Source organism: Sphingobacteriales bacterium (assembly GCA_012517435.1).
In the GTDB taxonomy this organism is placed as follows: domain Bacteria; phylum Bacteroidota; class Bacteroidia; order CAILMK01; family JAAYUY01; genus JAAYUY01.
Window position 1 is genome coordinate 1 of sequence record JAAYUY010000005.1, and the last position, 6,517, is coordinate 6,517.

Annotated in this window: 7 protein-coding genes; 2 read left to right on the top strand and 5 right to left on the bottom strand. The window is 40.1% G+C overall.

Annotated features, from left to right (window positions below):
• The 4 genes from GX437_00270 to GX437_00285 all read right to left on the bottom strand — a co-directional run.
• Positions 1–178: outer membrane protein assembly factor BamD (locus GX437_00270; protein NLJ06081.1), on the bottom strand; the 178-nt coding region annotated here is incomplete at its 3' end.
• A gap of 72 nt (positions 179–250) precedes the next feature.
• Positions 251–1,432, bottom strand: a complete 1,182-nt coding sequence (locus tag GX437_00275) for an aminopeptidase (GenBank protein ID NLJ06082.1) — start codon at positions 1,430–1,432, stop codon at positions 251–253.
• 45 nt (positions 1,433–1,477) lie between these two features.
• The gene (locus GX437_00280; protein ID NLJ06083.1) at positions 1,478–2,686 is read right to left on the bottom strand and encodes a hypothetical protein; all 1,209 of its coding nucleotides are present in this window, start codon (positions 2,684–2,686) and stop codon (positions 1,478–1,480) included.
• A 174-nt stretch (positions 2,687–2,860) separates the two neighbouring features.
• The gene (locus GX437_00285) at positions 2,861–3,661 is read right to left on the bottom strand and encodes a helix-turn-helix transcriptional regulator (protein ID NLJ06084.1); all 801 of its coding nucleotides are present in this window, start codon (positions 3,659–3,661) and stop codon (positions 2,861–2,863) included.
• Positions 3,662–3,832: 171 nt separating this feature from the next.
• Between GX437_00285 and dinB the strand changes: the two genes are divergently transcribed.
• Together dinB and GX437_00295 are read left to right on the top strand one after the other, a co-directional pair.
• The gene (gene dinB / locus GX437_00290) at positions 3,833–5,020 is read left to right on the top strand and encodes a DNA polymerase IV (protein NLJ06085.1); all 1,188 of its coding nucleotides are present in this window, start codon (positions 3,833–3,835) and stop codon (positions 5,018–5,020) included.
• 327 nt (positions 5,021–5,347) lie between these two features.
• Positions 5,348–5,734, top strand: coding sequence for a hypothetical protein (locus GX437_00295; GenBank protein ID NLJ06086.1), 387 nt, complete (start codon positions 5,348–5,350; stop codon positions 5,732–5,734).
• Here the strand turns inward: GX437_00295 and GX437_00300 are convergent.
• A partial coding sequence (locus GX437_00300) for a heavy metal-associated domain-containing protein (GenBank protein ID NLJ06087.1) occupies positions 5,735–6,517 on the bottom strand: 783 nt, incomplete at its 5' end.

Genomic DNA, 6,517 nt, shown 5'->3' on the forward strand with positions numbered 1-6,517 from the left:
AAATGTCTTCGAGCAGCAAAATAACTTTCTGGTATTCTTCCTTATCAAACAGCTCACGGGCAGTGGCATATTTCAGGTTGATGTCATCACTTTTGAGGATTTTCTGAAACTCACTGCAGGAACTGAAAATGATAAGCACAAAAACAGAAAATGCAATATTTTTTAAAATAAGCCGCATATTTTTATGACTGCAAAAGTAATGTTTTTGTTACAATAAAATCAATCTTTTAACATCTGTTTAATCAGGATGTTAAAAACCAAGTTTTTTGGCAGTGGCCTTCGGCAAAGCATCTTTATGCACAAGTATTGACATAGTTTTGTATCTGACATAAGATTCTGAAGCATAGAAATAACCGTCATATTTCGAGCCATTGGTGCCCCATGAGTTTTTAACCTTGAAATAGAGCGTGCCATTCTGGTCTTTTGCCGTGCCAATGATGTGCATGCCATGGTCGTCAGTGGTCTGGTAATTGTCGAATGCTTTTTGCCGTAGTTCCGGAGTAATTGATTTTTCCTTGCCGGGTTTGTTTTGATGATACACAAGGGCGTCTTTTTCTTCTTTTGTCATTTCGCTCCACTTGGCACGCTCCAGGTCGGTCAGATCTTCAATATCTTTTTCGGGGACTATGGCTATGCCATTTGACCATGAAAAGCCATTTTCGCTGACATCTGCTGCCCATCCTACCGTATAGCCTTTGGCAATGGCGTGGCTGATGACTTCCATCATTTCGTCAAGCGGAAGGTTGTAAACTTCTCCCATACTCCAGTTGTCGGGCGATTCCATGATAAATTTTTCATAATACGGATGATGCGTAAACGAGGAAATCATGACATAATCGTCAATCTTAAGTCCCAGCGATTGGAAAAAGCTTTGCGGGGTATAGGTAACATTGTTATAGGTGAAGCTCTCTGGTACTTTTCCCAGATAGGCGTCCAGTAAGCCTTCAAAACCAGTTTTCCAGACCGGACTGAGTTTTTTGTTTTTATTTTCAATGACAGCATCCAACATGGCTTTCAACACGGCATCCATTTCACCGTGAACGTGTTTTGGCTCTCCAATGACCAGACCCGGATAGGCTGATTCAGGTACCAGTCCGTATTCCTTTATGGCATTGAAAACATCCCAGAATTCAGCGCCTCCGCTGAAATTTATTTTGCCTTGAAAACGCACGTATTTATCAGCATGCTGGGTGTATGCCCGTCTGACAATGTACATTTCCGAAAGGTCGAATTCTCCCTTCCCCATTCTGATAAGTTCCGATTCAAGAAATGAAAGTCCTGAAAAGCTCCAGCAAGTACCGGAACGATATTGATCTTTGACCGGAGTGGCTTTCAGTTCTTTGATAATTGAAAATTTATATCCATCCTGGCCAAGTAATGTCAGAGATGAGAAAATAAAAATCAGGAATAAATAAAGTATAGGTTTCATGATTGCTGGTTTTAATGAGGTTGCAAAAATAGAATAATCGTGTTAAACTTAATCACCAAAACGTGGATTGACGACATTATTGTAAATGGAGCCAAAAGTATAGGTAAATCCGGCATAAATGTAAAAGTTGAACTGAGATTCAAGTTCCCTGATACGCAGTAAGACTTCCTCCGGAGTAGCATCATATTTAGGCAGTTCAATCTGATCGTGTGACAAAGTAAACCAACCGAAATTTGAAAAACTCAATCCCTTAACAATGCGAAATCTTGCTGAAGCATAGATGTATAAATTGTTTTTCGAAAAATCGTGAAGATAGTTCGACCCCTGAAGTGCCAGATTAATACTTCCCCATTTTTGTACGATTTCGTAAGCAATTCCAATGGCTTGCTCAAACAGTGGCTCACTTATTTTTCCATAAAGAGTGGTATCAAAATATCGGTTAAACTTATGCCCAACGGTGTATTTAATTCTTAACTGCCTTCTGGAGGCTTCAGCATAGGGAAACAGATTATATTCAATGGCTGGCCCGATGGCATGGTTGTATTGAATATTCCTGTAAAGAGAGGAGGAAATGGCACTGGACAGGCCTCCCGACCAATGCTCTCCCAGACTGACCACCGAAAGGTTTGAAAAGGTAAAAGACCTTGAAAATGTTTTATAGATGTCGTTTTCGATCAGATAATGACTCTCTGAATAATAGTGGCTCAGATAAAACTCGGTTTTAAATGATTCTGTAACTTTTTCTGCTGAAAATGAGGAATTTAAGGAAAAAGACTGATAGCTTTTTTCAAAAGAGCCATTGACAGTTGAACTGACTCTGAACACCCAGTTGTTCCACTTGTCACTGACTTCTTCCTGCTTTTTTTCTGTAGTAAAATTAATCTCAATGTTTTTAAATACAGGTGTTCGGGTGATGTAACGCATCAGTCCTATTTTAATTACCCTGCTCATTAATGTTCTTTCTTCATCACTGGTATTATCGGGTGAAACAGTAAAATTCAAAGTGTCATTCAGGCTTTTAAATTCGTTTTGTCCGATAAAAAACAAATTATATTGTAACCCACCGCTCCCTGTGTTTTGACTGGTAATCAGCAAATACACCTGTGCTTCAGCCGGCTCTCTGACAAAATTAACGAAAGTTATTTCCCTTCTTAGGAAGTCAAAATCACAGGATGAGCAGCTGATATAAAGCTTTAAGGCGTCTTTGCGGGTAGTGTCGTTTTCTGTGTTTTGCTGGGAGTAAGCAGGATTAACCATTGATTTTAAAAATAGAAAAATTAATAAAAACTTCATTTCTGACAATTGCATAAAATAAAAAATTTTGTACAAGGTAATGACTTTTAACGAAAAAGGAAGTTCAGGATAGTATTAACCTTTTTACAAATAAATTATTATTGAGGTGAAGTTTTTTTCTATACCGGTACGATGAAACTATTCCCAGAGTTTTCTTTTTATCTCAGTGATTTCGCTTTTCAGTTCCATGACTGTTTTTGTCAGCTCATCCCTTGGCAGATTAGGTTCCGGAATTTCAGGGCTGATATAATTGACAAACTTCCATATTTCGCGTATCTGGCTGACATGAATTTCAAAGGGCTGATAATCAGGATTCAGGGAATGTAATACAAGCTTTTTTTCTTTTTCAATCCTGTTTTCTGCAATTTTGAACAATATCCCCTCTTCAATGGTAACGATGATATAGGCAAACCTGTCGCGGATGAGCAGCCAGTTGTCAACAAATTCTCCTGTTACATAAGAGCCGTCAGGAATAGGAAGCATGGAGTCGCCACTGATTTGAAAGGTGCGGTATTTCCGTTCTTTTGACAAAAAAGGAAGCTGAAAAACAGGCAGGGTTTTGATAAATTCAGGGTCGGCAAAGCCTGTGGCATAGCCAGCTTTGGCCTTTTCGTTGACCAGCTCGATGTTGTCTTTGTTGTCGGGAGATAAAGTGGTGGACAATACCCTCAGCTTGGTTCCGGTGATGAAAATATCATCTCCGTTAAGAATCATGCTGACTACTCCGGGGGTTAACTTTGTCAGATCTACTTTCAGCAAGGTATCGACCGACACATGAAAATACTGTGAAAAAGCAAGCAAAGCCTTTATAGTGGGCTGCGATACGCCATTTTCATAACCACTCAGGGTTGGACGTGGCATTTGCAATGCCTGTGATAGCTCATCCTGTGTCATCCTGAGCCGCTTTCTTAAAAATTTAATGTTTCCTGCGAAATACATCATATCCGGATGTTTAATTACTCGTTTTTATTTCTTCTTTTCCTTTTTCATGCGAAGCGCTCCTGAAAAAAATTTTTACAAAGGTAATACGTTTTTTTCAAAAATGATTAAATTTCAATCAGAAAAAATGATTAAATTTTAATCAAACGAAAAAAGAGGAAATTAGCAGATATGTTTCATTATCAGGAGAATACAAACAGAACAGTTGCACATCTTGACCTCGATACTTTTTTTGTGTCGGTAGAAAGATTGCACAACAGCAAGCTAAATGGTAAGCCTGTCATCGTAGGGGGTACATCCGGGCGGGGTGTGGTGGCCAGTTGCAGTTATGAGGCCCGTCAGTTTGGGGTTCATTCGGCCATGCCTATGAAAATGGCACGTTTGCTTTGCCCCGATGCTGTCGTCATACGTGGTGATATGGACAGCTACAGCCGTTATTCCCGTATGGTAACCGATATCATCGAAGAAAATGCTCCGCTTTATGAAAAGGCTTCTATTGATGAACATTACCTCGACATTACCGGCATGGACCGTTTTTTCGGCTGCCTGAAATGGACAAAAGAACTACGTCAGCGCATTATCAAAGAAACAGGCTTGCCCGTTTCTTTCGGACTTTCGGTGAATAAAACGGTGGCAAAAATTGCGACAGGAGAAGCCAAACCGAACGGAGAACTCGAAGTCCGTTTTCCTGAAGTAAAACCTTTCCTCTTCCCTCTTTCTATCAGGAAAATACCCATGATAGGCCAAAAAACTTATCGTTTGCTGCGTTCCATGGGAATAGTCAGAATACAGACACTGGCAGATATGCCTCCTGAAATGCTCGAAAAGGTCCTTGGAAAAAATGGCCTTATCGTCTGGAAAAAAGCAAACGGCATTGACCCTACCCCTGTCTTCAGCTATTCTGAACGCAAGTCGATCAGCTCGGAACGTACTTTTGAACAGGATACCATTGATGTGGTTCATCTTGAACGCCTGCTGACGGTGATGGTTGAAAAACTGGCTTTTGAAATGCGTAAAAAACAAAAACTGGCCTCTTGTGTAACTGTTAAAATACGTTATGCCAATTTTGATACCCACACCCTGCAAAAACAAATCCCCTATACTTCCTATGATCATCACCTGATAGAAACGGCCAAACAACTTTTCAGGCGGCTTTACCATCGTAGGATGCTGATCAGGCTTATTGGCGTGAAACTTAGCGGATTGGTTTACGGCAACCAGCAACTAAATCTTTTTGAGGATAAACCCGAAACCACCGACCTTTATCTTGCCATGGATTATCTCCGTAAAAAATATGACTCATCCATTATCCGGAGAGCCATCGGGCTGAATGAAAGCTTTAAAGTGGAGGAGACTTAATGTTAAAATAAGGCTGAGGCGATGAAGAAATGTGAAAATATGGAAATGTGAAAATTAATAAGCAATAGGCGGTTTGCAATAAGCAATTTCCCCCACAGGGAGGGGTGGGTCAATCTGAACTCCAGATGCTTTTTTCTGCAACTTCACACTCTGAATTCAGCATTTCGCACTCTTTTCAATTGATCTATCCCCCTAAACATTAGGACTGAATTAGTGAATTGAAAACACTGATTTAAACCTGTGAAAAGAACATGGACAGGAAAAAGAAAAGAGGCATTTCTGAGATTCATCATTGAAAGACTATTTTTGCGCTTAAATAACGACAACTTGAAATTCATTTTAAGGACCATTCTTATAACTTTTGCTTTGGCTTCTCTCCTCCTGATGGACTGCAAAGAGAAAGAAGAAAGTCCCGTCATCACCCTGCTGTTGCCAACCACCCGTAGCCCTTTGTTTTACAATGGCGATACCATGTTTGTCAAAGCCGAAATTCAGGATAATTCAATGCTCACTGAAGCTTCACTGGATATCCGCAATGCCGCTGATTCAAGTGTTCATTTCAGGTCGTTTCTGCTTCAGTCGGCCAATGAAATTATCATGGATACTTTTGTTTTCCATGTCAATGATCATTCAAACTTTATCATGACCATTTCTGCTGCAAACACCAGGGGCTTGCAAAGCAAACTGCCGGTATTTATTCATGTAATGCCCTGATTATTTGGGGCCTGCATACTCGTATCCCAGTTGCGAAATGACTTTGCCTACCTTTTCAAGGTCAATATTATTTCCGGTTAGTATGACTGTATTTTTCACAATATCGGCTTCGGCTGAGTCAATGCCTTCTATATTTTTAAGATTATTTTCAACATTTGCCTTGCAATGGTTGCAGGTCATGCCTTTGACAATAACAGTTAATTTATCCATTTTAAATTCATTTTTTTCTGTTCGTTCTTTCGGGGCAGGCAAAGTGTAGAGCCTGTATTTTAAAGCCAATGCATTCAGCGTCAGTAAAGTAAAAACAATACCGCTGGTTATTTGCAGCCAGTTGAAATGTTCATGATGGTGAACATGATGAAAATGTTGCTGAAACAGGCCGCTTCCTCCAAAAAAAATGTTGATGATGCTCCCGAAAAACAAAGCACTGCCGATAATTGAAATAAGATAAAGAATAAGTGTTTTTCGTCCGAGCGATTTCCCCAGTACTGTCAGGGTAGCAGCATTGGTGGCCGGACCTGCCATCAGAAAAACAAGTGCCGCTCCTGGCGATAATCCTTTCATCATCAGAACAGCAGCTACCGGAACCGAACCTGTGGCACAAATGTAGAGCGGAACAGATACCATCAACACAACAATCATTTCAATCCATTGATTACCGATGTATTTCTCAAAAAAATCAGGTGGAACAATCACTGAAATCAATGCTGCCAGCAGCAGTCCGATAACCAGCCATTTGGCAATATCCTGAAGAAACTCAATGAATGCATATTGAAAAATCCT

What these genes read in the sequence shown, in the direction of transcription:
- GX437_00280 (NLJ06083.1), bottom strand. Translation starts at nt 2,686, where the DNA reads ATGGTTAATCCTGCTTACTCCCAGCAAAACACAGAAAACGACACTACC.
- GX437_00285 (NLJ06084.1), bottom strand. Translation starts at nt 3,661, where the DNA reads ATGTATTTCGCAGGAAACATTAAATTTTTAAGAAAGCGGCTCAGGATG.
- dinB (NLJ06085.1), top strand. Translation starts at nt 3,833, where the DNA reads ATGTTTCATTATCAGGAGAATACAAACAGAACAGTTGCACATCTTGAC.